19 protein-coding genes, 1 tRNA gene and 1 pseudogene are annotated in these 25,056 nt (G+C 48.4%); 8 read left to right on the top strand and 13 right to left on the bottom strand.

What is annotated here, in order from left to right:
- Window positions 1–207: 207 nt before the first annotated feature.
- The 7 genes from B3K91_RS05195 to B3K91_RS05165 form a co-directional block, all read right to left on the bottom strand.
- Window positions 208–283 (bottom strand) — tRNA-Ala (locus B3K91_RS05195).
- A 262-nt stretch (window positions 284–545) separates the two neighbouring features.
- Window positions 546–1,100 (bottom strand): pyruvate kinase alpha/beta domain-containing protein, encoded by a 555-nt coding sequence (locus tag B3K91_RS05190; protein ID WP_292590824.1) that lies wholly within the window; start codon window positions 1,098–1,100, stop codon window positions 546–548.
- Between the two features lie 13 nt (window positions 1,101–1,113).
- The gene (locus B3K91_RS05185; protein ID WP_414674295.1) at window positions 1,114–3,111 is read right to left on the bottom strand and encodes a urocanate hydratase; all 1,998 of its coding nucleotides are present in this window, start codon (window positions 3,109–3,111) and stop codon (window positions 1,114–1,116) included.
- Window positions 3,112–3,202: 91 nt separating this feature from the next.
- Window positions 3,203–3,736 (bottom strand): DUF6512 family protein, encoded by a 534-nt coding sequence (locus B3K91_RS05180; RefSeq protein ID WP_292590822.1) that lies wholly within the window; start codon window positions 3,734–3,736, stop codon window positions 3,203–3,205.
- Between the two features lie 21 nt (window positions 3,737–3,757).
- Entirely contained in the window at window positions 3,758–4,861 is a 1,104-nt protein-coding gene (locus tag B3K91_RS05175) for an aldo/keto reductase (RefSeq protein ID WP_099829432.1), read from the bottom strand.
- A 290-nt stretch (window positions 4,862–5,151) separates the two neighbouring features.
- Window positions 5,152–6,075: a winged helix-turn-helix domain-containing protein gene (locus B3K91_RS05170; RefSeq protein WP_214060536.1), complete on the bottom strand. Its 924-nt coding sequence runs from the start codon at window positions 6,073–6,075 to the stop codon at window positions 5,152–5,154.
- Between the two features lie 235 nt (window positions 6,076–6,310).
- Window positions 6,311–7,147 (bottom strand): DegV family protein, encoded by an 837-nt coding sequence (locus tag B3K91_RS05165; protein ID WP_099829430.1) that lies wholly within the window; start codon window positions 7,145–7,147, stop codon window positions 6,311–6,313.
- A 243-nt stretch (window positions 7,148–7,390) separates the two neighbouring features.
- Here B3K91_RS05165 and B3K91_RS05160 point away from each other — a divergent pair, with 243 nt between their 5' ends.
- The 3 genes from B3K91_RS05160 (at window position 7,391) to B3K91_RS05150 (ending at window position 9,587) form a co-directional block, all read left to right on the top strand.
- A complete protein-coding gene (locus B3K91_RS05160; protein ID WP_292594198.1) occupies window positions 7,391–8,752 on the top strand; it encodes a protein O-GlcNAcase in 1,362 nt (453 codons plus the stop codon).
- Window positions 8,753–8,833: 81 nt separating this feature from the next.
- Window positions 8,834–9,007: a hypothetical protein gene (locus B3K91_RS05155; RefSeq protein ID WP_292590815.1), complete on the top strand. Its 174-nt coding sequence runs from the start codon at window positions 8,834–8,836 to the stop codon at window positions 9,005–9,007.
- A gap of 307 nt (window positions 9,008–9,314) precedes the next feature.
- A complete protein-coding gene (locus B3K91_RS05150; RefSeq protein ID WP_214061151.1) occupies window positions 9,315–9,587 on the top strand; it encodes a hypothetical protein in 273 nt (90 codons plus the stop codon).
- 4 nt (window positions 9,588–9,591) lie between these two features.
- On the opposite strand, the gene B3K91_RS05145 is transcribed toward B3K91_RS05150, so the two are convergent.
- The 4 genes from B3K91_RS05145 to murJ all read right to left on the bottom strand — a co-directional run bounded on the left by B3K91_RS05145 (window position 9,592) and on the right by murJ (window position 13,375).
- Window positions 9,592–10,122, bottom strand: coding sequence for a cob(I)yrinic acid a,c-diamide adenosyltransferase (locus B3K91_RS05145; RefSeq protein WP_214061152.1), 531 nt, complete (start codon window positions 10,120–10,122; stop codon window positions 9,592–9,594).
- Window positions 10,123–10,194: 72 nt separating this feature from the next.
- A complete protein-coding gene (locus B3K91_RS05140) occupies window positions 10,195–10,383 on the bottom strand; it encodes a hypothetical protein (protein ID WP_099829426.1) in 189 nt (62 codons plus the stop codon).
- Between the two features lie 191 nt (window positions 10,384–10,574).
- Entirely contained in the window at window positions 10,575–11,807 is a 1,233-nt protein-coding gene (locus B3K91_RS05135; protein ID WP_292594196.1) for an NAD(P)/FAD-dependent oxidoreductase, read from the bottom strand.
- Between the two features lie 68 nt (window positions 11,808–11,875).
- Window positions 11,876–13,375: a murein biosynthesis integral membrane protein MurJ gene (gene murJ / locus B3K91_RS05130; protein ID WP_292590809.1), complete on the bottom strand. Its 1,500-nt coding sequence runs from the start codon at window positions 13,373–13,375 to the stop codon at window positions 11,876–11,878.
- Between the two features lie 178 nt (window positions 13,376–13,553).
- Here murJ and B3K91_RS05125 point away from each other — a divergent pair, with 178 nt between their 5' ends.
- Window positions 13,554–14,804, top strand: a complete 1,251-nt coding sequence (locus B3K91_RS05125; protein WP_292590807.1) for a hypothetical protein — start codon at window positions 13,554–13,556, stop codon at window positions 14,802–14,804.
- Window positions 14,805–16,461: 1,657 nt separating this feature from the next.
- On the opposite strand, the gene B3K91_RS05120 is transcribed toward B3K91_RS05125, so the two are convergent.
- Entirely contained in the window at window positions 16,462–16,773 is a 312-nt protein-coding gene (locus B3K91_RS05120; RefSeq protein WP_099829418.1) for an MGMT family protein, read from the bottom strand.
- Between the two features lie 128 nt (window positions 16,774–16,901).
- Between B3K91_RS05120 and B3K91_RS05115 the strand changes: the two genes are divergently transcribed.
- The 4 genes from B3K91_RS05115 to uvrB all read left to right on the top strand — a co-directional run bounded on the left by B3K91_RS05115 (window position 16,902) and on the right by uvrB (window position 23,700).
- Window positions 16,902–19,505 carry a valine--tRNA ligase gene (locus tag B3K91_RS05115; protein ID WP_292594194.1) on the top strand — a complete coding sequence of 868 codons (2,604 nt, stop codon included), beginning with the start codon at window positions 16,902–16,904 and terminating at the stop codon, window positions 19,503–19,505.
- On the top strand, window positions 19,502–20,821 hold the full coding sequence (locus B3K91_RS05110) for a bifunctional folylpolyglutamate synthase/dihydrofolate synthase (RefSeq protein ID WP_292594192.1): 1,320 nt from the start codon (window positions 19,502–19,504) through the stop codon (window positions 20,819–20,821). Before B3K91_RS05115 ends, B3K91_RS05110 begins: the two co-directional genes overlap by 4 nt.
- A complete protein-coding gene (gene ruvA, locus B3K91_RS05105) occupies window positions 20,805–21,398 on the top strand; it encodes a Holliday junction branch migration protein RuvA (RefSeq protein ID WP_099829415.1) in 594 nt (197 codons plus the stop codon). The genes B3K91_RS05110 and ruvA overlap by 17 nt, the downstream gene beginning before the upstream one ends.
- A gap of 295 nt (window positions 21,399–21,693) precedes the next feature.
- Window positions 21,694–23,700: an excinuclease ABC subunit UvrB gene (gene uvrB / locus B3K91_RS05100; protein ID WP_214060573.1), complete on the top strand. Its 2,007-nt coding sequence runs from the start codon at window positions 21,694–21,696 to the stop codon at window positions 23,698–23,700.
- A gap of 526 nt (window positions 23,701–24,226) precedes the next feature.
- Here uvrB and B3K91_RS05095 read toward each other — a convergent pair.
- Window positions 24,227–24,604: pseudogene (locus B3K91_RS05095) on the bottom strand (endonuclease domain-containing protein).
- Window positions 24,605–25,056 lie beyond the last annotated feature (452 nt).

The following is a 25,056-nucleotide window of genomic DNA, read 5'->3' as shown; positions in this document are numbered from 1 at the left end:
CGGCGAACCATGTTTTAGAGCGCTCAGCGGGTTCATCGCTTTTAAGCGTACAGCGGAACTTCTGGCGTACAGCGGCTCTTTCAGAGAACGGTGAACCGCAACGGACAACTATTTCTTCTGCTTGCAACTGACAATATGAAACTTGGAACTGCTTCTTAGGAAGTATGAAGCTGAACAGCAAGCAAAAAAGGGGAGTGATCTCCCCTCTGGTGGAGCCGAGGGGATTCGAACCCCCGGCCTCCGCCTTGCGAAGGCGGCGCGCTCCCAGCTGTGCTACGGCCCCACATAAGAATGATTATAGCCTGAATCATCCAGGAATTCAATCAGTCGCGAAGACAAAAAGGGCTACGCAAGGTTCATGAAGCCCCTACTATTCCCCTCCAAGTCATGAACACCCATACTCTCCGCAACAACTGGCTGAAAACCGAGAGCCTAAGTCAAATTAGGAGATTCCGAACCTTCGGAACTCACGCTCGAGCAGTTTCACTTCTGATGGGCGATTGATTTCGAGAGAATCAACGCGCTGTGCATTTTGTGTTAGCTGCTTACAGGCTCGACGGAATAGCTATGAGCTCGCCGAACTTGAAGAGGCTAAGATCATTTGAGTGGCATGCCTTGATTATATAGGCCGTATCAATTCCATGGCTCGTTCCTCCGGCTGTGACTACCCACTGGTCGGTTCTGATCATTCCCGCATCTGCAGCCATGATCGCTATCTCAACTGCGACCTTCGTTCCCTGGCCGAAAAGGCGGAGCGCCGTAGCAAATACTTGAGGCGGATAGGCACCTCCTGCAGACTTCACGAATGCTCCGTCGATCCCTCTGAAAAGGTGGGTAGCGGTCAGAATAGAGTGCCTCGTTCCGGTATACAGTTTTTTTACTTCTTGGTCGAATTCGTCTCCATCTGGTTCTCTAAAACCGACACTATGAGTAACAATTGTCAGCTTGATGGGATCGGGGACGGTCTCATAAGCCAGCTTTGCAACCCGCCCGCTGGTCGACGGCAAAACAACGTCCTTTATACCGGCTTCTGCCGATCGCTCGAAAATCATTTTGAGAAGAGTTATTGTCGTCTCTTCGTCACTCTTTGCGAAATACATGGTCAAGGGTGTATCACTCCTTTATCACTGTTTTCACGGCTCTGCGAATGATGTCGTCATCTACTAGATAGGGGAGAGTGATCTGCTCATTCCCCACTCTCTCTCTGTTGAAATCCGCAGCCACGGAAAGAGCGTTTTCGTTTCTCGCCCAGGCTCTTCTGGCAACTCCGCTCATCACATCCCAGGGTATCGACGTCTTAATAATTTCGTCCACTCTCTCGCTTCCGTCGAGAACGAGTCCGAATCCTCCGTTTATGGCCTTTCCAATTCCCACTCCACCTCCGTTGTGAAGTGCGACCAGGCTCATGCCTCTTGCGGCGTTTCCTGCGAAGCATTGGGTAGCCATATCCGCCATTATATTGCTTCCGTCTTTGATATTCGATGTCTCTCTGAAAGGGGAGTCTGTCCCTCCGGTGTCGTGATGGTCTCTGCCTATCATTACCGGTCCTATCTCTCCACCTCTTACCATTTCATTGAACTTCAAAGCGATATCGCGTCTGCCCTTGGCATCTTGATAAAGTATTCTTGCCTGAGTACCGACGACCAGCTTGTTTCTGTCGGCATCTCTAATCCAGATGTAATTGTCTCTGTCCTGACCACGACGATCTGGATCTATGCAGCTCATTGCGGCCGCATCGGTCTTGAGCAGATCCTCTTTCTTTCCACTCAGGCAGACCCATCGAAACGGGCCGTATCCGTAGTCGAAAAGCATGGGCCCCATTATATCCTCAACGTAGGAGGGGAAGATGAATCCCTCCGAGGTATCGTTACCGTTCCTAGAAATCTCTTTGGCTCCGGCATCGTATACTGCCTTCATGAACGAGTTGCCATAATCGAAGAAGTACGTTCCCCTTTCGACGAGCAGCTTTATGAAATCAAAATGCCTAATCAGTGATTTGTCGACCAGCTCCCCGAATCTCTTCTTGTCGTTACTGAGTAGCTCTGTCCTCTCTTCAAAGGTCAGACCCTGGGGGCAGTAACCCCCATCGTACGGAGCGTGGCAGGACGTCTGATCGGAAAGCAATTCTATGTGAATGTTGTTCTTGACCGCATATTCAAGCAGATCAACAATATTTCCGAAGAAGGCGATCGCAAGGCTCTCTTTCTTCTCAGCCTTTTCCTTTGCCAGGGCGAAGGCGCTCGATGGATCATCGACTATTTCGTCGATCCAGCCCTGATCAAGTCTAGTCTGAATCCTCGATCGATCTACTTCGGCGATTATTCCCACTCCGCCGGCTATCTTCACTGCCTTTCCCTGAGCACCGCTCATTCCGCCGAGCCCCGAGGAGACGAAAAGGTGTCCGCGGAGATCGCCGTCATCCGGGATACCAAGCTTCTGCCTTCCCGCGTTAAGGATTGTATTGAAGGTTCCGTGAACTATTCCCTGTGGCCCTATGTACATCCAGCCTCCAGCCGTCATCTGTCCATAGTTGGCTACACCCAGCGCCTGGGCTCTTATCCACTGCTCCTGGTCGTCGAACATCCCGATCATGAGCGCATTGGTGATTATCACCCTGGGACTGGTCTTCTTTGACCTGAATAGGCCAAGCGGATGGCCAGACATAACGACAAGTGTCTGTTCGTCGCTTAGCTCTTCTAGATATCTCTTTATGAGCCTGTACTGCATCCAGTTCTGGCATACCTGTCCGGTCTCCCCGTAAGTCACCAACTCGTAGGGATAGAGAGCCACATCGAAGTCGAGGTTGTTGTCGATCATTACCTGAAAGGCCCTTCCTTCAATGCACTTTCCTCTGTATTGGTCGATCGGTCTGCCTTTTATTTCGCCTTGAGGCCGATACCTGTATCCGTAAATTCTCCCCGTTGAGCGCAGCTCTTCGAGGAACTCGGGCGCAAGCCTTTCGTGAAGTCTTGTTGGAATGTAACGCAGCGCGTTTCTCAGGGCCAGTTCGATCTCGTTAGGCGAGAGGTTCAGCTCTCTCTTGGGCGCTCTCCTGACCCCCGGCTGGAAGACTGGATCGGGCGGCAAAGTCTCATCTAGTTTGATTTCCATTGATTCGTAGATGTCTCTTTCGGAAAGCACAATGAAACCTCCTTCTCTTCATGTATTCAGTTGCTCACTTCTCGATCATCACTTCTACACGCTAATTGGTTCCGTATCCCCCAGTGATTGAGTCTCTGAAAGGCTCCCAACGCGCCGGTATAAATCTGAACAGCACAAAGGCAGCACCTAAGAAAATCAGTATGACCAGAGGAATCCACTCTGCAGCCGTGCTTACATTGAGCTTTGAGACTACGTTATAGGATATGATCTGACCGAGAGCAACAGCAAGGGCCATTAATAGTATATCAACAATGAGATTGTGGTGGATGAAGAGCGTGTAGAAGTAGAAACCTCCGAGGATTGTGGCATACATCACGTAGATGCCGAGAGTCTTTCTCACAATCAGCGCGGGTACTGGCACCTCCTTGCAAAAGAACAACTCCACTGCGAGCAGAATAAGCCCCGGCACGAAGAGCATTTTCAGGTGCTCCCAAATGCTCTCCTTAACCGGAGAGATCAAGCCTACGATTGCATTACCTTCGCTCCATCCGTAGACCATATGGAGGAGCACCCCAAAAAAGAATACGAAGAAGAAACCCAGTACTTCCAAAGGAAAAAAGCTGATTCTGCCCACTTGAATCACCTCTTTAATCGACTACCAGACATAGCCCTCCGTTATCTTCGATCTGGCAATCCTGAGTTTCCTGGGAATATCTATTCCATATGGACAACGCTCGACACAGATGCCGCAATCGTTGCAACTGTCAACGCCGGGAACGAGAGACTTATACTCAGCGATCCCCTGCTCCTCGCTTCCAAACCAGTGGGCGAGTCTGTCTCTCAAAGCGTAATCCGCAGCACTTATGATCTTGCCATCCAGCATCTGTCTATCGTAACGTCCTTCGGCGAGGAAGAACCCGGGAATGTTGATCCCCTCAGGGCAGGGCAGACACTTCATGCACTGTCTACAAATGTAATTCCCTAGTTCGGGCGCCTCTGCAAAGAGATGGTCGAGTTCGGCCGCAGTGAACGGCCTTTTCTCAATCAGCGTGAGATCCTCTTCCAGCTGCTCGAGGGTGTTAATTCCGCTCACAATACAAGAAACGGGGAGCGTCATTGTGTACCTGAAGGCGTCCTCAACGCTTTTCCAGAGATACCCGTCGGCCAGCGCCTTCATCGCGATTATTCCTATATTGTTGCAAACGGAGAAAGGGATTACCTTCGTTTCAATCTCGGGAAAGTTGAACCTATCGTAGTAGTTCATTTGAGTCATGAATAGATCGAAAGGATATTCTTTTAGTGCCTTCAAAAGCGTACCGCCGTAACCGTGGCTCGTAATTCCTGCGTACCGCACAAGCCCTTCGCTCTTTGCCCACTCCACGGTCTTGAGTGCGCCGTTCGGCGAAGTGATCGCCTCCCAGTCGCGGCTTTTCGTTACTGCGTGAAGAAACAGGATATCTATATGATCCCTTCCAAGAGCTTTGAGTGTCGCAAGAAGATCGCTTCTTGAAGACTCCTCATCTCTGCCGCCCGTCTTGGAAGCCACGATCACCCCGTCCTTGGGCAATGCTTCCGATAGCTTGCGCTCGGAGACCCCATCGCCGTACGATCTTGCTGTTTCGAAGTAATTTCCTCCGGCCTCGAGATAGCGATCCACTATCTTTCTCACTTCTTTCAGTTCAATCTCGAGAAGATGGAAGCCTCCCAACCCCAGAAGGGAGATCTGTAAATCTGTCTTGCCAAGTCTTCGATACTCCATAATCACACCCCCGATTCCATGTTACTACGCACTTACCCGATTCCCGACTTCTTGTACATTCTCACTTTAGGGGATCATCTATTTTAGATAAGTGAAACACAGAAAAAAGCTCGTCTAAATCGACAATGGAAGTGAACTCACAATAGAGAATTTCTGTCATAACAATACGAACAAGACTTCTTCTTTACCACCCGGCCCGGATATTCTCCGGGCTTTTTTTCGCTTTTTGCTCGAGTTTCTTAATCAACCAAGAAATTTGAACCTTATCACATCAGTAGAAGCGAGCACACTTACTTTTTCCCCTTGATTTCGCCTGTTAGCATATCGATTACTTCTTCTCTATCGGCTGTAAAGATTATCCGATCGCTCTCTCGTACAGTCTTGACGAGACCGCATGCAACCAGAGCAGAAAAGGTCTCCGTCAACTCGGCGTTCGAGAGTTTCATCTTGCGAGAAAGCTCGTAGCCTGTGAGGCGTTCCCCGAAGAGAGAGTTCAGCAATCTTATTCGATTGGAGTTTGAAAGGGCCCCGTATCTTCTCGAAGCATTGGCAACCGGATCACCCTCGAGAAGGGAACTCACATAATTGTAACCGATCAAGAAGACATCGTTCTTAGCACGGGGGTGAAGGATTCCTCTCTGCGCGTTCTTTATAAAGTAAGAGAGAACGAGAACCATCTTCCTTTCCTCTTCAAGTTCTTCATTGTGCATGATGTCTGTCAGTTTCAAGAGATGATCGTTTCCGAAGGTAGAGAGATTCCTTTGGAGATTCTCCCGACTTTCCTTCAACCTCTTCTCATCGTAGGGGGAGCTTGAATGCATGTGTTCTTCGTACCACTGCAAGAGGTGAAGGTAGTCTTCCTTCATCTTTTCCGGATCCGATATGAAGTCGAGCGTGACCGCTTTCTGTTGAGGTGTAAGAACAACCTTTTCAGCAAGGAGGACGAGTGACCCCTTTTGGTTTTCCAGTATTCTGTCTACAATTCCTTCATCGTACCCGACAGATCTCGGTCCTAAGCCAATCAACAAGAAATCCTTTATCATGTCTTTTGGAGAGATGGAGGCGATTCGCTGCAACAGAACTTGCACACTTTCAAAGCTTTCTTCAGACATAATGGGCTTATCCTCATTCCAAGCGGTGCCTTCCAGTCGAAGTAAAGACTCATCTTCTCGAAAATCGTCTCCGGCAGTTTCTTCTTGGTAGTCCTTAGCCATTCGACAAGCTCTCCCACAGGGCGATAGCCCGGAGGCAGTTCCGCAAAGTGCTTTGCCAGTCTCTAGTTATTTGTTAGACGATATATGCTCGGCAAGAGATCAAAGGCCCTTCCGAAGCGTGTCTTGACTCTCTCAAGCGCATTCAAAGTCTCTTCACCTCCCCAGAAGATGAATCCTAGATGACCTTTTATCCTAAGACGCCCCTTTCTAGTCCCGAAAAGGTCGGTGAACGTCTTTACTTCATTTCGCTGATTATGCCAATTCCCTGAGGTCCCAGATGAGTACCGATTATCGGCTCAATAATTCCACTTTCGATTTCTGCTTCGGGAGCCTCGACACGGAGCATCTTCTCCAAAGTTGCGGCATCTTCCTTTCTCCAGATCGTCAGCACTCTCGCTCTTCGGAGATTCTCGGGCTGGATCTCCTTGAAGGTGTGACTAACCAAACTTTCAAGCAGTTTCTTGTTCCCCCTGACGTTTTCGACGGGCTTGAGTTCGCCTTCGTCCACCTTGATTACCGGCTTCATCTTAAGCAGATTGCCCACTAGAGCCTTCGCTTTCCCTATTCGTCCGCCTTTCTGCAAATAACTCAGATCATCTGTCGAAAAGAAGGTTCTCGTCTTCTTGTGAAAGTATGAAGCATATTCGACCAGCTCCTGGATCGATGCTCCGTTCTTTATCATGTCCCCCAGGTTCTTCACCAGCATTCCAGGGCCATCCGCAACCAACAGGGAATCAATTACGTGAATCGGCTGATCGAAGTCCCTTGCAGCGATATTCGCCGAGACGCTCGTTCCGCTAAGCTTCCCGGACAGAACAGGTACAATCAAAGCGTCGTATGTCTTGAGAGCGTCTTCGAAAGCAACAATGAAGTCTTGCGGAGAAGGCTGAGAGGTACTCGGCAACTCCGCAGCCGATCCTAACTCCTCGTAATACTCCTCAAGGTTCAGATCAGTCGCTTTTGTGTATTTCCCGCTTCTGTTGATATAAAGAGACACGATTCTAACGTCTAGTGCCTTGATGTCTTCATCTGACAAGTTGCAGGTGTTGTCGGTTACCAAACCTATTTTCATATCGCCAACCTCCTTTACCGGATTATGCTACAATTATAGCTTTTCTGACTAAACCTAGCGAGAAATCTCTTGAGTAGATTTAGTTATGATGCATTACGGAAATCGGAAGTCAATAGGACTAAACGTTAGCTTCCGCATGAAGCAACCGTAACATTTGCCAAGTAAACGGGAAACGAAGTAATTCGCGCGAGAGTTTGGATTATGATAAACTGATTGAAAATGATTTGATGAAGGGAGCTCAACATGTCAGAATTCGAGATCAGAGGCGTGGTAGAAGGATTCTATGGTGTTCCTTGGTCTATGAAGGCGAGAAAGGCGATGCTGAGGTTTCTAGGAGAGCATCGTTACAATTTATACATTTACGCTCCAAAAGACGATGAACTCCATAGAAGAAGGTGGCGAGAGCAATACAGCGAGGAGTTCAAGAAAGACTTCGCGGAGTTGGTTGCCGAGGGGCTGTCATGCGGTGTTTCGGTTGTCTTTGCTATCAGTCCGGGTCTTGGAGTGAGGTATTCCAGCGATTCAGACATCGAAACCTTGGTCGCAAAACTGGAAGATATAGCAGGCACAGGAGTAAGATCATTTGCAATCTTCTACGATGATATTCCGGAAACGCTCGTACACGAAGAAGATGAAGAGGCATTCGGTTCTCTTGCTGAAGCTCAGGCCCATTTCGCAAACACAGTCTACTCTATCCTTAAGGCGAAAGTCGAAGGCCTCTCAAGGTTCATTGTCTGTCCTACTCAATATCAAGGGCGCAAGGCAACAGATTACATGAAGACTCTTGGAGAAGCTCTGGATGGCGACATATCTATTATGTGGACAGGACCGGAGGTGTGTTCGGAGAGGCTCTCGCTTGAGGATTCCATGCTTGCCGAAGAGGCCTTCCAGAGAAAACCATTATACTGGGACAACTACCCTGTGAACGACGCCTCTATGGTCCCCGAACTGCATGTGGGGCCCTATGAGGGAAGAGACCCCGGCATCGTTGAACACTCGGAAGGGATAGTCTTAAACCCGATGAATCAACCTATTGCATCGAAAATCGCGCTTGCATCGGCTGCAGAATTCCTCAATAATCCCACTGAATACGATGTAGAAAGGTCTTGGGTTAGCGCCATTTCGGAAGTCGCCCCTGGATGTTCGAAGGAGATGGAGCTGTTCTGCGAGTACAATCTTCTCAGTCCGATACACAGAGATCATTCCAGAAGAATCGTGGAGCTTCACCACAAACTGAATCGACTAGTCGGTGAAAAGAGATGGGTCGAAGTTCAAGAGCTTCTTTCAGATGAAGCCGAAATGATCATTCAATCTGCAGAGACCTTGAAAGAGAAGCTTTCAGAAGAGTTGTCTAGAGAGGTCGGCCCGTGGCTGAAGGAGTTCTCTCTTTGGGGAAGACTGATGGGAAAGATTGCTGAACTGATCTTCTCTGCCGACATTACTTTTGAAACGATTGAGGAAGTCAGAGACCTCTGTGATGAAGTGGAGTCGATACTAGTTGATCTTGTAAGAGCCGAAACAATTACGGCAGGTGTACTCTTCAGGGATCTAGCTCAGGAAATTCTTATCAGAACAAAGGGTTATCTGACACTGCTGATCGGCTAGTGTTCACCACACCAAAAGTTCGCTGAATGAAGACATATTGATTACTGAGATAGTCCATCTTGAGACAAGGAGCTGAGCAAATTGAAGTTAGTAAGAAAGGAAGAGTTGAACCCGAAGTGTCCCCACTGCGAATCGGAACTTCCTGAGATATTCTTTAAACAAAAGGGACCTGGACTCTTGTTGAGTAAGACTGTGGTCTATTTCTGTCCTTACTGCCACAAGGTCTTGGGCATAGGAAGAAGCAACATCGGCTAGTGCTTTTGCTGGCCGGGCTCTGAAGAAGTAGGCGGAAGAGAAAAACCTTCTAGAAGAGAGCTCTCTTGCTCTTTGAATCGCCAGGAATTTCTCTGAAGGCTCTTCCGGAGATTTGTCTACATAGAAATCGGCGCCAGATTTATAATCTGGATTTAATGTATTTATTATTCCGTTTTGCGAAACAATCTCTGATAGTTTACTTTGCGTATTGTATAAATTTTATTTCTGAGAGAGGTGTATGCATCAGTTGGCATTTATCCGTAACATGATGTATAATATTTTATCTATCAGAGGGGAGAGTTAGGGATTGGCGTCGAATGTTGAAGGCACATATTCGGTGGTGACCGTCAGGGATTTCGGAAAGGCCTGGCGAAGACGTACTGCGCGGATTCTGCTTAAGAAATCTGTGGTTAGCGAGATGGAACTAGAAAGCATCACTCGCGATGTGTGGGAGTCTTCGGGGCAGGATGTCGACGAGATGATTACTGTCTTCTACTTGCCCGGGATGGATACGAACTCCGTAGCGTACAGCTTCGGCTCCTGTATGAAGGACGGAGTAGCGAAAATCAGCTATCGGTAAATCGTTACTCTACGTCTCGCTTGTAAACTATCTTCCCTGCCCTATACTCCTCATATCTCGCAAGAATGAAAAGAAGATCTGAAAGTCTGTTAACGTACTTCACAATCACGCTGTCAACATGCTCGTGTTTAGAAAGCGTCAGTATTCTTCTTTCGGCCCTTCTTGCCACAGTCCTGCAGATGTCAAGTTTGGATGACGCAATGGTGCTTCCGGGGATAACGAAACCATCAAGTCTCACCACTGATTCATATTTGTGAATCATTCCGGTGAGTTTCTGAACATCACTCTCTTCAATGGGCTCAACATATTTGACATCTCTTGAAGCCAATTGACCGGTAACTCTAAAGAGGAACCTTTGAATCGAAACGATTTGGTCAGCAACCTCTTCGCTGACATGGTGTTTCGCTTCGCCTAGAAAGGAACTGAGTTCATCTATTGTTCCATATGCTTCGACGCGGTGACTATCTTTATCTATTCTCTCGCCGCTCCAGAGGCTTGTTTCTCCTCCATCACCGCTTCCAGTGCTTATACTCAACTCACAAACCTCCATTTCAAGACAACGTTCTTGAGCCTATGCCTCTATGAAGCACCTTCAACTGAGCTCGATCTAGCGTTCATGCTTCCATGAGTATGAGTACGGACCCTTCACCGTGATCTGGTCCATCAGCTTCTCGTACTCCTTTCTAACTCTTTTGGGGGCATTAGCCTTGAGTTTCCAGCTGGTTCCAGCTTCTTGCAGATAATTCTCGTCGATCTCGACCCAGTCGTCAAACCACTTTGGTTTCTTTACCTCCAAGGCGCACCTCCTCTGTGCTACAAAAAACTATCAGCAAATTGCTCAAAGAGAATTGCTCGAAGGTTCCAATCCCAAGAGATCGTCTATCTTGAATCGGACTCTGAATGGATCATAAATATCTTATCTATCGTTCTCTTGTTATATTAACATATAGTTTCCCTATTAGATAATAACTAGACTAATACTCAAAACTACTGGTCTTCTCGTGATGTTCTTTTGTTTATTGTGGTTCCCGCTACGTAACCGGTCGAGAAGGCGGCCTGGAGATTGTAACCCCCCGTCTCTCCATCGAAGTCGAGAATTTCTCCCGCAAAGAAGAGATTCGGAACGATTCTTGATTCCATTGTCTTCGGGTTCACTTCGGATAACTGAACCCCCCCTCTTGTGACCATGGCCTGCGAAAACCCGCCTACGCTTTCGATCTCAAAACTCATTTCAAAGAGACTGGATATCAGCTTCTTTCTTTCCTCTTTCTTCAATTCGGAACACAATCGCTCGGTTATTCCATTCATCTCCAGGATCTTATCCAGCAATCTTTCGGGAAGACCCAGGTCATGGAGCGATGTCTTCAAGAGCTTCTTTCCCTCTTCAGCCGCCAATTTTAAGATTCTCCTTTCAAGCTCTTCGCGAGTTATTCCACTGAAGTTGACTCGAATTTCATCTCCTCGCCCGGCCTCTCTTGAAAGGTGCAGAATGGCAGGTCCAGAAAGCCCTTCGTGAGTGATCAACAAGTCCTCAGTCCGGCTACTCGTTTTCTTTGAATCCCTCCACAGGGAGACACCGACCGCTTTCAGAGAGACGCCGGCAAGGTCCCCAAACTCGAAATCCTTTATAGAAACTGATGTCAATGCAGGCCTTGGCTCGACTATGCTATGACCGAGCGCCGAGGCGATAGAGTATCCATCCCCCGATGAGCCTGTGCCCTCGTAGCTTCTGCCTCCGGTAGCAAGCACCAGATAGTCGGCACCCAGCTCTCCTTTGTGAGAAGAGACAACAAATCCGCCCGGTGTTCGTCGAGCTATTCCTTTGACGCGGCAATTGTAAAGTATCCGTATCCCTTGCTTTTCACACTCGGCAAGCAACACTTCCAGAACATCTCTTGCAGAGTAAGTTGAGGGAAAGACCTTGCCATCCTCTCTTACAAACAGCTTAAGTCCTCTCTCTTCAAAGAAGTTCATCAGCTTGCTCGAGTCAAAGGTCATCAATGCCGGTTTAAGAAATCTTCCCGAGCCAAAGTATCTGTCGAGCATCGCCCTTGTCGGCTCGGCGTTAGTAAGATTGCATTGGCCTCCGCCGGAAATTAGCAGCTTCTTTCCGGGGGTATTCGTTTTCTCAATCACCGTTACATTTCTACCCATTGTTGTGCAGTTTATGGCTGCGAAGAGTCCGGCAGGACCGGCTCCTACTATCACAATATCTCTCATGAGATTTCCTCCCGCTTTGCAAGCAGCCCTATATCAAAATCGAAAGCCATTTCGAGAAATACTGCAGTTCAACTTCTCTTAAAAAGCATCTTCATTCTCGTAGATATCGCCTTAAGTTCGCTCCTGGCACTGAAAAAGAACAGGCAGGAGAAGAGCGCGTTCCCGAAAACCAGCCAGATCAAGGTACTGGTATTCAGCCTTAGAAAGGCGACGACAATGAAAACACCCGCCGAAAGGCCCAATAGCCTCAGTATTCTCTTCACCGGCATGAATTTAACGCCCTCTCTTCCTATTAGCCAAACATATATTATGGTAGCGTTGAGTACGACGAGAGATGTACTCGCTGCTATTCCCGCATGTTCAAGCGGCTTGAGCATAAGCCAGTCAAACAACGCGTTCAGAAAGATCGAAAAGACGGATACGATCGTTATGGCCTTCACTTTCTTTCTTGCAGTGAAATAACTTGTGCACGTATGCGAAATCGGTGAGAGGATTATCAAAGCCCCATACCCAATAAGCGCCATGCTTACAAGACTTGTCGAGTCGGCGTCGAACTGTCCGCGCTGATAGATTATCCTCACTAGGGGTTCCGCCATCATGATTATCCATGCCGCCAGAGGCAGCGAGATATTCAATGACGTTGTGACGGTCTTTCTCAATCGTTCCTGCACCTTCTTCTTGTCACCGGAAACGACAAATTCGGAAAGCTCCGTATAGGCTGTCATCTGGAAGGCGGCGATCATGAAAGTAATCAGGCCCAGAAGAGTGTGAGCATATTGCAGCGAAGCGACACGTCCGGGCGGAAGGAGCGAAACAAAGGCTTTGTCAACCATGTTGTTGATGACTCCGAGACTCCCCGAAAAGATCAGAGGCAAACTCAGGTATAGCGTCTCTACTATAGACGTTCCCTTTCCGATTCTCAGAGAGAACAGGTCTCTTGATTGGACCAGATACGCTATCACGGTGAAGGTGTTGCCGAGAATCCAGGCCAGTATGTAGGAGGCTTCCGAGAGAAAGGGAGCGGTCAAGAATATCACTGGAATCGCGATAATGTTGAAAAAGAGCTGCGAGAAGCCGAACTGGATGAACCTCCTGTTTGACTTCAGCACGGCGCCTAGTATGCTTTCTAGTCCGCCGATCAACGGGTATATTGATAGATATCTCAACTTTCTTGCGGCATAAGCGACGACTTCACCCGAAAAACCCGGAGCGAAAAGTCTTATAACAAGGTCCGGAATCACCAGAAAGACTATCCCCATAGAGAGAAAGACCAGAGAACCCGATATAAGAACCGCTCCGGCGTATCTCTTTGATCTCTCAGGGTCTTCATTCCTTATAGAGTGGTATACAGGCACGAAAATGGCGGCAAAAGCTCCGGCAATTATCCCTGAAAGGGTCGTTGCAGGCGTCATTGCAACAAAGACCGCATCGAGATTTGCGGACGTCCCGAAGAGACCGGCGACAAGCATTTCCCTGAAAAAACCCATGCCCTTCGAGATTATAGAAAAGGTAAGGATCGCTATAGTGCCTACGGCAACCGATGTTGACCTGGAAATTCTTCTCATCATGCCTCCTGTCTTACACTGTATAATTTACCATAGGTGTTATCTGTCTTTCCTTTCTGCGATGGTAAACTTAATGATGAGTATCCAAATTCGGAGATTGGTTCTTTTAGTCGCTTCGTGTATCTTGTTCACAGTGGGATGTACCAGGCTGATTCCCGCCAAACCTGGGCATAAGGTTTTGTTGCTGCATCCTGGCGACAACTCCTTCATCGTCTCCAGAGGAGTGACAGTATTCTTCTATGGAGTCAGTGAGAAGGAGACCATCGTTTACGAAGTGCAGAGCGTATCGGAACGAACGATCCAGGTTGTCTTCCACGAAAGCAGCGGTTCAATTCCCGGGCCGGTATTCGAACTTTCTCACGGCGAATTCGACCTGGACGATGATCAGATCTTGATGATCCAGCCGCTCCTCAGCGCGACTTCCTTCGCCCCGGCAGGAGAGGAGTTTCAGGTACAGTGCAGCATAGATTCCTTCTCCACGTTCGTTCGATTCACAAAAGTGCCTTACTGCCTGTTGATATCAAAGGCAGATGCCCTCTACACAGCACAACATCTGCCCGGAAAGTACCTGCTCGAAGGCGATCTACTCTATCATATCGGACCGAACTGGATCCCTTCACACTCGGCAGTATATCTCGGTGTCGACTATGCCACGGCAATGACAGATGAAGGTCTGGGTCTAAACGACGGAAAGACATTTGGAGAATCCTACCCGTTCTTGACACACGGATACAATCTCGTCGAGGAGGGTGTCTTTGTCTTCCCCAACGATATTGAAAACCACTCTTTTGTGAATCTCTTCAACTACGACACGTACGAATCGCGATGGCTTAAATACTGGTCTTCCGGTTTTACAGGTGCGATGAGATACTCCGGAGATATAACCCCGCTCGAACGGAGACAAATATCCAGATACATATTTGAGGAGGCCAACCACGGGGCGATGTGGTCTGTAGGCCTCGCCTGGTCTGGCTACTTGAATCTTCCCTTCACAAAACGAGATATCTATTCATGCGTCGGCCTAGTTGAAAAGGCCTACGAAAGTGCAGGAAGAAACATCGTTCCATTATGGGAAGACTTGTTTTACTTAAACTCATTTGAGCAGTTCTCGAGAACCATTCCCGTGCCGGAAATCACATCTCCTGTTGGTGAATTGATTGAGTTTAGGGTAAATGCACTGATCGCAGAGTGGCGATTTGTGGGATATGACAAATGGTCCTTCTCCGATCACGCATGGATCTGGAGATCGACGAACGGAGTCGAGCTTCAGTCAGAAGCAGGCACTCTCCTCGACAAGCACGATCACTGCATCTTCCGCTGGACTCCACAAGAAGTGGGCGATTATGAGATTCCCTTCAGATTCTTCGGCGAATTTGGCGAAAAGACGATCGAAAAGGTCCACACACTCACGATTCATGTAGTTGGCGAGTGATAGAAGTTTCTGCGGACGCATTGCTGCCTTCGGCGGGACGCAAGGCGCCGAGGAACACCGGCGGACGCAAGGCTGGCGAAGATCATGCCGGGACGCAAGGCTGGCAAAGATCATGCCAGGTCGCAATGCCCGCTTCGCGGGGATGAAAAACCGCTCTGAGATCAGACGCAAGGCTGCCTTCGGCAGGAGGCGAGGCCGACTTCGTCGGGAAGTGATGCTGGGAAGTACATCCCAGGAAGTGATGCCCGGAAGAGCATCCGGGGAAGTGATGCTGCTTCGCAGGAAGCCTCTCAGGTCAACCGTCAACGGTCCACCGTTCTCCGAGTAAACCCTTCCTCCGATAAGATCAATCGAGAAAGAGCGTTGTCGAGAGGTTCGCTGCGCTCACGAGAGAAGAGAGAAGAACCAGTCATTGGTCAAATGAGACGCAAGGCGCCGAGGAACACCGGCGGACGCAAGGCTGGCAAAGATCATGCCAGGTCGCAATGCCCGCTTCGCAAGGAAGATCTTCAGTGCCAGTCTACTGACGCAGGCCAGTCACCACAAGCAGTGGCGAGAAATACTATAAGAACACCAAACCCGTTTCGCGAGGCCAGTCCGGCTTGCGCCGGGTAAACAAAGACCATTGAGAAAGAGCGTTGCCGAGAGGTTCGCTTCGCTCACGAGAGAAGAGAGAAGAACCAGTCATTGGTCAAATGAGACGCAAGGCCGATTTCATCGTAAAGTGATGCCACCTTCGGTGGGAAGTGATGCGCCGAAGAACATCGGCGGAAGTGATGCTGCTTTGCAGGAGGCAACAAAGCCCGCTTTTCGCTGAGCGCTGAACGCTGGAAGACCAAAATCAGGTGGTCGTTGTCGGTTCTCAGACAGGAGAATAGAGAGTGGGTTATTAGGTACGGGTTAAGCACTTCGGGTTTGAAAGAGCGGGTTATGAAGATCGGGTGTATTAAGAGCAAAGGCCAGTTCCGGCTGCGCCGGGCGGAAGAGCCTAGTCTAGGAACGGGTTACATAGTGCGGGTTACATAGTGCGCGTTAGAAAGATCGGGTTGATAGAAGCGGGTTATCGAGACTTGGTTAGGAAGAGCAGATCCCGTGCAGGCGCATCACGGGATGACAGAAGAGGCGCTCATCAGGGCAGGCTCTACGGGATGACAGCCTTTTCTTGCTTTGGGTCATCCTGGCGTGGTTCAGGCCAGGATCCCGTTCTTGAACTAAGAGCGATAACATGAGAAGACGCTTTGAGTTTGAGATGAAGCTTCGCTTCGAGACTGGCAAGAGTGAGGAGAGTGCAGCTCCAATAGCATCACCAGGGTGGGTATTGAGTGTGGGGTCTGGGGTTTGGCGGAAAGAACCGACTGACCCATTCACAATTATCTGATGCTACTGAGAACGAGTAGCTGGCGACGCGTCTTACCGTTGAAGCATGACCTTAATTCCACTCACTTTGTCATCCTCACTTGATCTTGGTCACAATCTGGGCTGGGTCTTGACGAATGACGGGTTACCGGTTCCCCCAACCCCGGCCTTTTGCTTTTTCTTACAACTTGCATCTTGGAACTTGCAACTGAGCTTTTACCAGCGCTCAGCGTTTTTTTACAAGCGGGTCTTACCAGCGCTCAGCGGATCTTTGCAACGTACGGCAGCTCCTTAACATCCACTAGGGTTGCCAACCGAAGACCTCGAGATCGATTGTATCGCTTTCGTCGAAGACAACTCCCTCTCTTTCGAGAATCGCCTTTTGAAGCGAATAGCCATTTGGGTCTCTAATGCTTATTCTTCCTCGTGCATTGATTACTCTCTGCCAGGGTATGGTCGCATCGGAGATACCGGCCATGGCGTACCCCACCATCCTTGCGGAACAACCGCCAACAAGAGATGCTATCTGACCGTAAGTTGCGACTTTCCCACGTGGGATTTGTCGAACCATCGAGTAGATTTTCTTATAGGTTGAAGTGTTTTCATCATCCATATTCTCACCAAGTGAATTGTACTATATGAGGAGCTGATCTACATATTAACGGCATCTCCCATTACCGCCTTTTACTTCGTGCTATAATTCGATTTAAATGCCGACGGCACCACGAGGAGGTAGTCAAAATGGAGGAACTGAGCACCAGGTACAGTCCTTCCGAGCTTGAGAAGAAGTGGTATTCTCGCTGGAAAGAAGGCGGTTACTTCGAACCGAGAGGCACGGGTGAACCATTCACAATAATGATCCCGCCTCCTAATATTACTGCACCTCTCCATATGGGCCACGCACTAAATCTAGTAATTCAAGATTTCATAATTCGCTTCAAGCGCATGAAAGGATTCAGAGCGTTATGGGTCCCTGGCGAGGACCACGCCGGCATAGCGACCCAAAACGCAGTTGAGAAGGATCTCGCCAAGAAGGGTACGAACCGCAAGGAGATGGGGCGAGAGAAGTTCCTTGAAACAACATGGGACTGGGCAAAGGAATACCGGCAGCGGATTCGCGAGCAGATTGAAGCTATGGGTTGTTCGGTGGACTGGTCAAGAGAGAGATTCACTATGGACGACGGGCTAAGCGAAGCGGTGAGAAAGGCCTTCGTCGATCTCTACAAGGAAGGGCTTATCTATAGAGGCAAGTACATTGTTAACTGGTGTCCGAGGTGTTCCACGGTTCTTTCAGATGAGGAAGTAGAGCATGAAGACGAAAAGGGAGCCTTTTACCATATAAAATACCCGATCAAGGGTGGAGAAGAGTTCGTAGTAATTGCAACAACCAGACCTGAGACGATGCTCGCAGATACCGCGGTTGCCGTCTATCCCTCCGATGAAAGGTATTCCGATCTTACGGGTAAGACTGTAATACTGCCGCTTATGGAGAGGGAGATACCGATCATTCAGGATAGGTATGTCGATCCGTCCTTTGGCACAGGTGCTCTGAAGGTCACGCCCGCCCATGATCCCAACGATTTTCAGATAGGGTTGAGACATGGTCTGGAGGTAATCGAAGTCATAGACAAAGATGCGAAGATTAACGAGAACGGCGGGAAGTATCGCGGTCTAGATAGATACGAAGCGAGGAAGCAAGTAGTCAAGGACCTCGAGGAACAGGGGTTTCTAATCAAGGTAGAGCCTATGGTTCATGCGGTGGGCAGGTGTTATCGCTGCGACACGGTTGTTGAGCCGTCCCTTTCCGATCAATGGTACGTCAAGGTTGGTCCGCTCGCGGAAAGAGCGATCGCTGCCGTAGAGAATGGCGAAGTCGTCTTCTTCCCTGAGACTTGGAAGAAAGTATATCTTAACTGGATGCGGGAGATTCGCGATTGGTGCATTTCTCGCCAGCTATGGTGGGGTCACAGGGTTCCTGTATGGTACTGCGATGACTGTAACGAAGTCATTGTCGAAGAAAACGATCCTTCGGTTTGTCCGAAGTGCGGCTCCAGGAAACTGAGACAGGACGAAGACGTTCTTGACACATGGTTCTCCTCGCAGTTATGGCCCTTCACTACCCTTGGATGGCCGGAAACGACACCCGATCTAGAGACTTTCTATCCTACAAGTGTACTGGTCACGGCCTTCGATATCATCTTTTTCTGGGTAGCCCGAATGATAATGGCCGGATACCATTTCATTGGAGACAAACCGTTCGATCACGTTTACATAACCAGGCTGATAAGAGACAAGAACGGCAGGAAGATGTCGAAGTCTCTCGGAAACGGCATAGACCCTCTGGATGTCATCAAGGAACACGGAACAGACGCTATGCGCTTCACATTGGCCATTCTAGCCGCGCAAAATCACGACATAAAACTTGACGTCAAGTTCTTTGACACTTACAAGAAATTCGCAAACAAGATCTGGAATGCAGCCAGATTTGCACTGCTGAACATAGAAGGCTTCGAAGAGATCGATCTGCGCAAAGAAAAGCTGGCAATTGAGGATAGGTGGATCCTTTCCCGATTGGCAAGATCCGTCAGGACTGTGGAAGAGGCCATAGACTCTTATGACTTCCCCAGCGCGGCAAAGACAATCTATTCCTTTTTCTGGAACGAGTTTTGTGACTGGTATATAGAGAGTATAAAGCCAAGACTGAACGGCGGCGGAAGAGACAGAACGATAGCGCAGAATGTACTTGTAAGAATCCTTGACTCATCGTTGAGAATGCTTCATCCCTTTATGCCGTATATCACGGAAGAACTCTGGCAGAGACTGCCCGATTCGAAAGGTGTTTTGATCGCCTCCGAATGGCCGGAATTTGATGAATCCGATTTCGATGTTTCTTCCGAAAATGAATTCTCAAAGATCATGGAAATGGTAAGGGGAATCAGAAACGTGAAGGCGGAAATGAATATACCTCCCTCTTCACGTACAGACGTCTATTATCTCGGAGAGAGAATTGACACCGATATTCTCAAACTCGTCTCAAATCTTTCGAATTCGGGTGAACTGATTGCCAGGAGCGAAAAGGCATCGGGAAGCGTATCTGCCTGGGGAGATTCAGGAAACACTCTGTATGTTGTGCTGGGCGAGATCGACACGATTGCTGAAATTGAAAGATTGGAAGGGAAGCTGGAGAAGGAAAGAAGCGACCTTACCAGAACAAAGTCGAAACTCGAGAATAAGAGCTTCGTCGACAACGCCCCTGAAGAGGTAGTAAACGAGAATAAGGAAAGGCTGATCATTAGTCAGGACAACATCCGCAGGATCGAGAAGATTATTGAAGACCTAAAATGAAGACTTACTCCGAGGCCATCCACTATCTTTACAACTCAAGACCATATGGAAAGATAAAGTACGGTCTCTTCCGGATTAGAGAGCTTCTGGAGCGTCTTGGCAACCCGCAGGAATCCTACCCTATTGTCCATATAACGGGAACAAACGGGAAAGGCAGCGTAGCTTCTATAGTAAGAACCCTGTTCACTTCTCACGGTTTGAAGGCCGGGCTGAATATCTCGCCTCACATAACGACGTTCAGGGAACGAATCCAGGTTGATGGAGAGGACATCTCGGAGGACGCTGTTTGCAGAATCCTGAAGTCGATGGAGCCTGCGCTGAAGAAGATGGATGAGAAGGGCGAAGAGTATGCTCCAAGCTTCTTTGAGGTGGTCACCGCGATGAGCTTCCTGTATTTCAAGCAGCTGGCTTGCGATATTGTCGTTCTTGAAGTTGGTCTTGGAGGCAGGTTCGATGCGAGCAACGTAATCAGCTCTTCTCTAGTCTCGGTGATAACAAGTATTGGACTTGATCATACAGGTATTCTCGGCGATTCCGAAGAGAAGATAGCCGTAGAGAAGTGCGGAATAATCAAGGTGAACAGCCCGGTGGTTTCGGGAATCACAAGACCTGCCATCAGAAGGGTTGTCTCTGAAACTGCTAAGAGCATGGGTTCTCCGACTTTCTTCATAGGGAAGGACTTCAACGCATACGGCAGAGAATACAAGCTAGACAGCAATGTTTTCGACTATGAAGGAACGAATGTGTATTACGATCTCATCACCAACCTCAACGGCGAGCATCAAGTAGCAAATGCAGCAGTGGCGCTAAAAACAGTTGAAGCAGCCTTCGATAGGGTTGGCAAATCAGTAGATGAAAACCACTTGAGAAAGGCTTTGAAGAACGTTATTTGGCCCGGAAGATTTGAGGTCTTTTCCGTGCTCTCAAAGACAGTGATTCTTGACGGCGCGCACAATCCCGATGCCTCGAGGATTCTGAGAAAGACAGTCGAACGGTATTTTGCAGGCGAGAAGCTCACTCTGCTTTTCGGCAGCCTCGACGACAAGGACTACGAAAGCAACATAAGAACGCTTTCATCGATAACAGACAGGGTAGTGGTCTGCAGAGTTCCGAATCACAGGAGTCTCCATCCGGAAGAAGTCGCCAATACCTGGAGGAGGTACTGTGATCAAGTTAGTTTTGTCGATTCTCATGAAGCCGCTTTGGAGACAGTGCTGCAGACTTCCGAGAAGATTCTTGTCTGCGGGTCGCTGTATCTGGTCAGCGCGACGAGAAACATATTGACTGGAGTGAAGGAATATGCTGGAAGGCATTGAAGGGCTAGTAAGAGAGATTAGAGAGTCTGAAGTTGTCGTAAAGGTTGGAGGGCTTTTCTTCAGGCTGAACTGCACGCCTAACACAATCGCCAAACTCTCCGGCGACAGAGAATTCTTCTTCCTAACGTATGTCTCTTACTCGCAGGACAGACCCCCGGAACTCTATGGATTCTTGGACAGGGAAGAGGAGGAATTGTTCAACATCTTGCTCAAAGCGAGCAAGATCGGTCCGAAATCGGCTATGAAAATTCTCTCGTCTGCCTCTCCTTCAAGAATAAAGCAGATAATCTCTTCAAAGAACGTTGCCGAGCTTTCTTCGCTGCCGGGAATCGGGAAGAAGACTGCAGAGCGAATGATCGTGGAGCTTTCATCTTTGATAGACTCGTCTTTCGTTGAAAGCGAAGAAACGATGCCCGATGTACGGCGATCTGTAGGCGAAGAGGCCATAGTTGCGCTCGCCTCTCTCGGTTTCGATGAGTCTCAGGCCAGAAGAACGGTCGTCAAGATTCTCAGAAACAGCCCCGACGTCGACATGCATGAGTTGATCAAAGGCGCTCTAAAGGAGATGCGTAAGTAGAACAAACGGCATAAGATTCGAACACTCTTCCGTGAAAGAGGGTAGAGAGTTAGTGCTCACCTTCCGGCGGTTCTGCGAGATCGAGAGAAACCCGAACGAAACCTATCATTCAAATGAACCGCGGCCTTCATTTTGCCGAATAACCTTCTCCTGCTAACCTCTCTATTCTCCCGAAAGAGTTTCCAGTAAGTGAGACTGTTTCTATCGATGCACGCGAAGAAGAGCGGGCTATTGAAAACTGTTCTTCGCATGGTGTAGAATTGTTTGCCAGTTAGCATCGAAAGGAGTTGATCTGGTGCTCTTCGAACTTGATTCTTCTTACAATCCTCAGGGAGACCAACCGCAGGCTATAGAGAAGTTGATCGAAGGACTTGAGAGTGGAGATAGATTCCAGACCCTTCTAGGGGTAACGGGTTCGGGAAAGACTTTCACCATGGCGAACGTAATAAGCGCACTTCAGAGACCGGCCATAGTGATTTCGCCTAACAAGACCCTTGTGGCACAGCTATACAGAGAGTTCAAGACCTTCTTTCCGAAGAATAAAGTAGAGCTCTTCATAAGTTACTACGATTATTACATGCCTGAATCGTACATTCCATCGAAGGATCTGTATATCGAAAAGGAAGCTCAGATAAACGAAACACTGGAGAGGATGAGGATTTCCGCTCTGAAATCCGTCCTGACGAGGAACGATACAGTCGTACTCGCAAGTGTTTCTGCGATCTATGCAAGCGGAGATCCGAGAGATTTCACCAGTATGAACATTCATCTGGAGCGCGGAGAGACGGTCAACAGAAGGGAGCTTGCCCTGAAGCTCGCAGGCATTCAATATAACCGTTCGGAGGATATCTCTGCAGGGGGCGTATTTCACGTGAAGGGAGAGATATTTGAAGTCTTTCCTCCTTATGAGGATCACGGAATTCGGTTGTACTTCTTCGATGATGAAATTGAGAGAATCGCGTCATTCGATCCTATAAACAGAAAGACAATCGAAGAGCTGGATATGGTCACCATCTACCCTGCCAAGGAATTTGTCACGACTCAGGAGAAGATTCTCGGCGCGATGCGAAACATAGAAGAAGAGCTTGAGGAGAGAGTGAAACATCTCGAAAGAGAGGGAAAGTATCTAGAGTCGCAAAGGCTTCGACAGCGAACCACTTACGACATGGAGATGCTTTCAAGTGTTGGATACTGCTCTGGAATAGAAAACTACTCCCGCTTCTTCGACGGCCGTCATCCGGGAGAGAAACCGTACACTCTGCTCGACTACTTTGATAAGGAGAAGTTCATAACATTCATAGACGAGTCGCATATCGGGGTCCCCCAGCTTGGAGCAATGTACAGGGGAGACTATTCAAGAAAGAAGAACCTTGTCGACTACGGCTTCAGATTACCTGCGGCCTTCGACAACAGACCTCTAAGGTTCGAGGAGTTCCTCAAGACTGTAGGACAGATAATCTTCGTCTCTGCGACGCCGGGTAATTTCGAGGCCGAACGCTCTACCAGAGTCGTCGATCAGGTTATCAGGCCGACGGGACTCATAGATCCCGAAGTCATTGTGCATCCAACCGAGAGTCAGGTAGATGACTTTATCGAGAGGATGAGAACCGTCAAGAAGAGAAGTGAACGAGCTCTGGTCACGGTTCTGACTAAGAAGGCTGCCGAAATGCTTTCAGACTATCTCAACGAAGTCGGTATAAGAGCGGAGTATCTTCACTCCGAGCTTGACGCGATTGAGCGGGTCGAGGTCTTAAGAAAGCTTCGAGACGGCACAGTAGAGGTCGTGGTAGGTGTCAACCTGTTGAGGGAAGGACTCGATCTTCCCGAAGTCTCCCTGGTCGCGATAATGGATGCAGATAAGGAAGGCTTCCTCCGTTCCGAGACAACTCTGATTCAGACCATCGGAAGAGCGGCGAGGAATGTGAACGGTCAGGTAATTCTTTATGCCGATACGATCACCGGTTCAATGAAGAGGGCGATAGATGAAACAAACAGAAGAAGACTCAAGCAGCTAGTGTATAACAAAGAGAATAACATCACTCCCGAAAGCATAGTGAAACCCCTCTATAAAAACATCTTCGAAGAGTTCGCCGGTGAGGATCTGAATAAAGAGAGAGAAGAAAAGGCAAGGGCAACTTATCTGGAGGGTGTTCTGGCTCTAAAGGAGTCTCTCGATTACGATGATTACGTCGCTCTTCTTAACGAGGAGATGATTAGGGCCGCTGGAGAGCTCAGGTTTGAGGACGCAGCCATATTGAGAGATGAGATGCACAGCCTGAAGAAAAACAAGCAGAGGATCTGACCATGTTCTAACTCATCATGCCCTTAAGTCAGGACGATAATGAGAGATCATATGATGCTTCTTCTCCCTTGACAATACGTGCTGTGTAAGCCTCTTGAAAATCTATATCTTAAATCCTCCCTTGCTACATTTATCATTACCGATAAATCAGGGTGATAATAAGAGATCATATGACGCTTCTTCTCCCTTGAGCAAATACGCTGTAGCTAAATCCTGATTATCTAGGTTTAATTTCCTCCTTGAAGGAGGTCATCAATATCCATAAGTTATGGCGTTAATGAGAATCCCATGATGCTCATCCCTTGACAATATATGGTGCATTTCGCTCCTGATGATCTTGATCTTAAGTCCTCCCTTGAGGGAGGAGGGCCACGAAGTGGCGGAGGGTGTGCACTAATTCGCAAGATCGAGATCCAAGAGATCAGAAGTTAAAAGAGTCTACTGCAACACAAGTTGACGTTGCCTGGTCAGAAAGAAAAAACTTCATTCGGTGAAGCGACACGGTTAGTAGTTTCGCTGCTCTCTATTAGCTATGTTCTTTTTGTGTGATTTGCAGAAGCTTCTGTCTAATTCCTTCCAAGACACCTTGAATGTTGTAACGAACATCTTTTTCAGACACTCGGATAACAATTAAGCCCATTCCTTCAAGTTCTTTCTGTCTCTTTCTATCTTCTTCGCCCCTGATGTCATGAGAACCGCCGTCCACTTCAATTACAAGCCTCAATTCCTTACAAAAGAAATCGACAATCTATCTGCCTATAGGCTTCTGTCTTGTGAATCTGTAACCCTCGATCTGCCTTTTCTTAAGTTGTTGCCAGAGAAGTACTTCTCCAAGCGTTCCGTTCTTTCTAAGTGTTGAGGCTAAGGCTTTCAAATTATGTTCATAAGTTGGATAATCCGTCACAGTAATCACCCATGCAATTGTAGAACATGGACACTCCCCACCGCAAGCGGTCCCCCCCGCTCAAGCGGGGATTAAGTTCAAGAGCAAAAGAGCGGTTCATCGTTCCGACACTTCGTGTCCAACCTTTGGGGGTCAGAGGGAATCGCAAAAAAGACGTAAGAGGCCAGAGGTAAGAAGAGCAATTAGATCTTGCCTTTCTGACCTCTAGCCTCAAACCTCTTTCATCGTACGCAGCTCAAGACGGTCGAGATTAGATCCCGAACAGAACCACTACGGGATGACCGAGGTGAGTGGATTCCAGCGCTGGCTCATAAGTGTAGGCTCTCGAATGACAGCCCCTCACGTCATCCTGACAATGTTCAGGCCAGGATCTCGTTCTTTGAAACTGTTGCAAGTTCCAAGATGCAAGTTGACTAAGAAACGGTTATCCGTTATCGGTTCGCCGTTCTCCG

The sequence above is a fragment of the Mesotoga sp. UBA5847 genome (assembly GCF_002432735.1).
Classification (GTDB): Bacteria; Thermotogota; Thermotogae; order Petrotogales; family Kosmotogaceae; genus Mesotoga.
The sequence above is the reverse complement of the archived record's forward strand: the minus strand, read 5'-3'. Positions and strand labels throughout refer to the sequence as shown.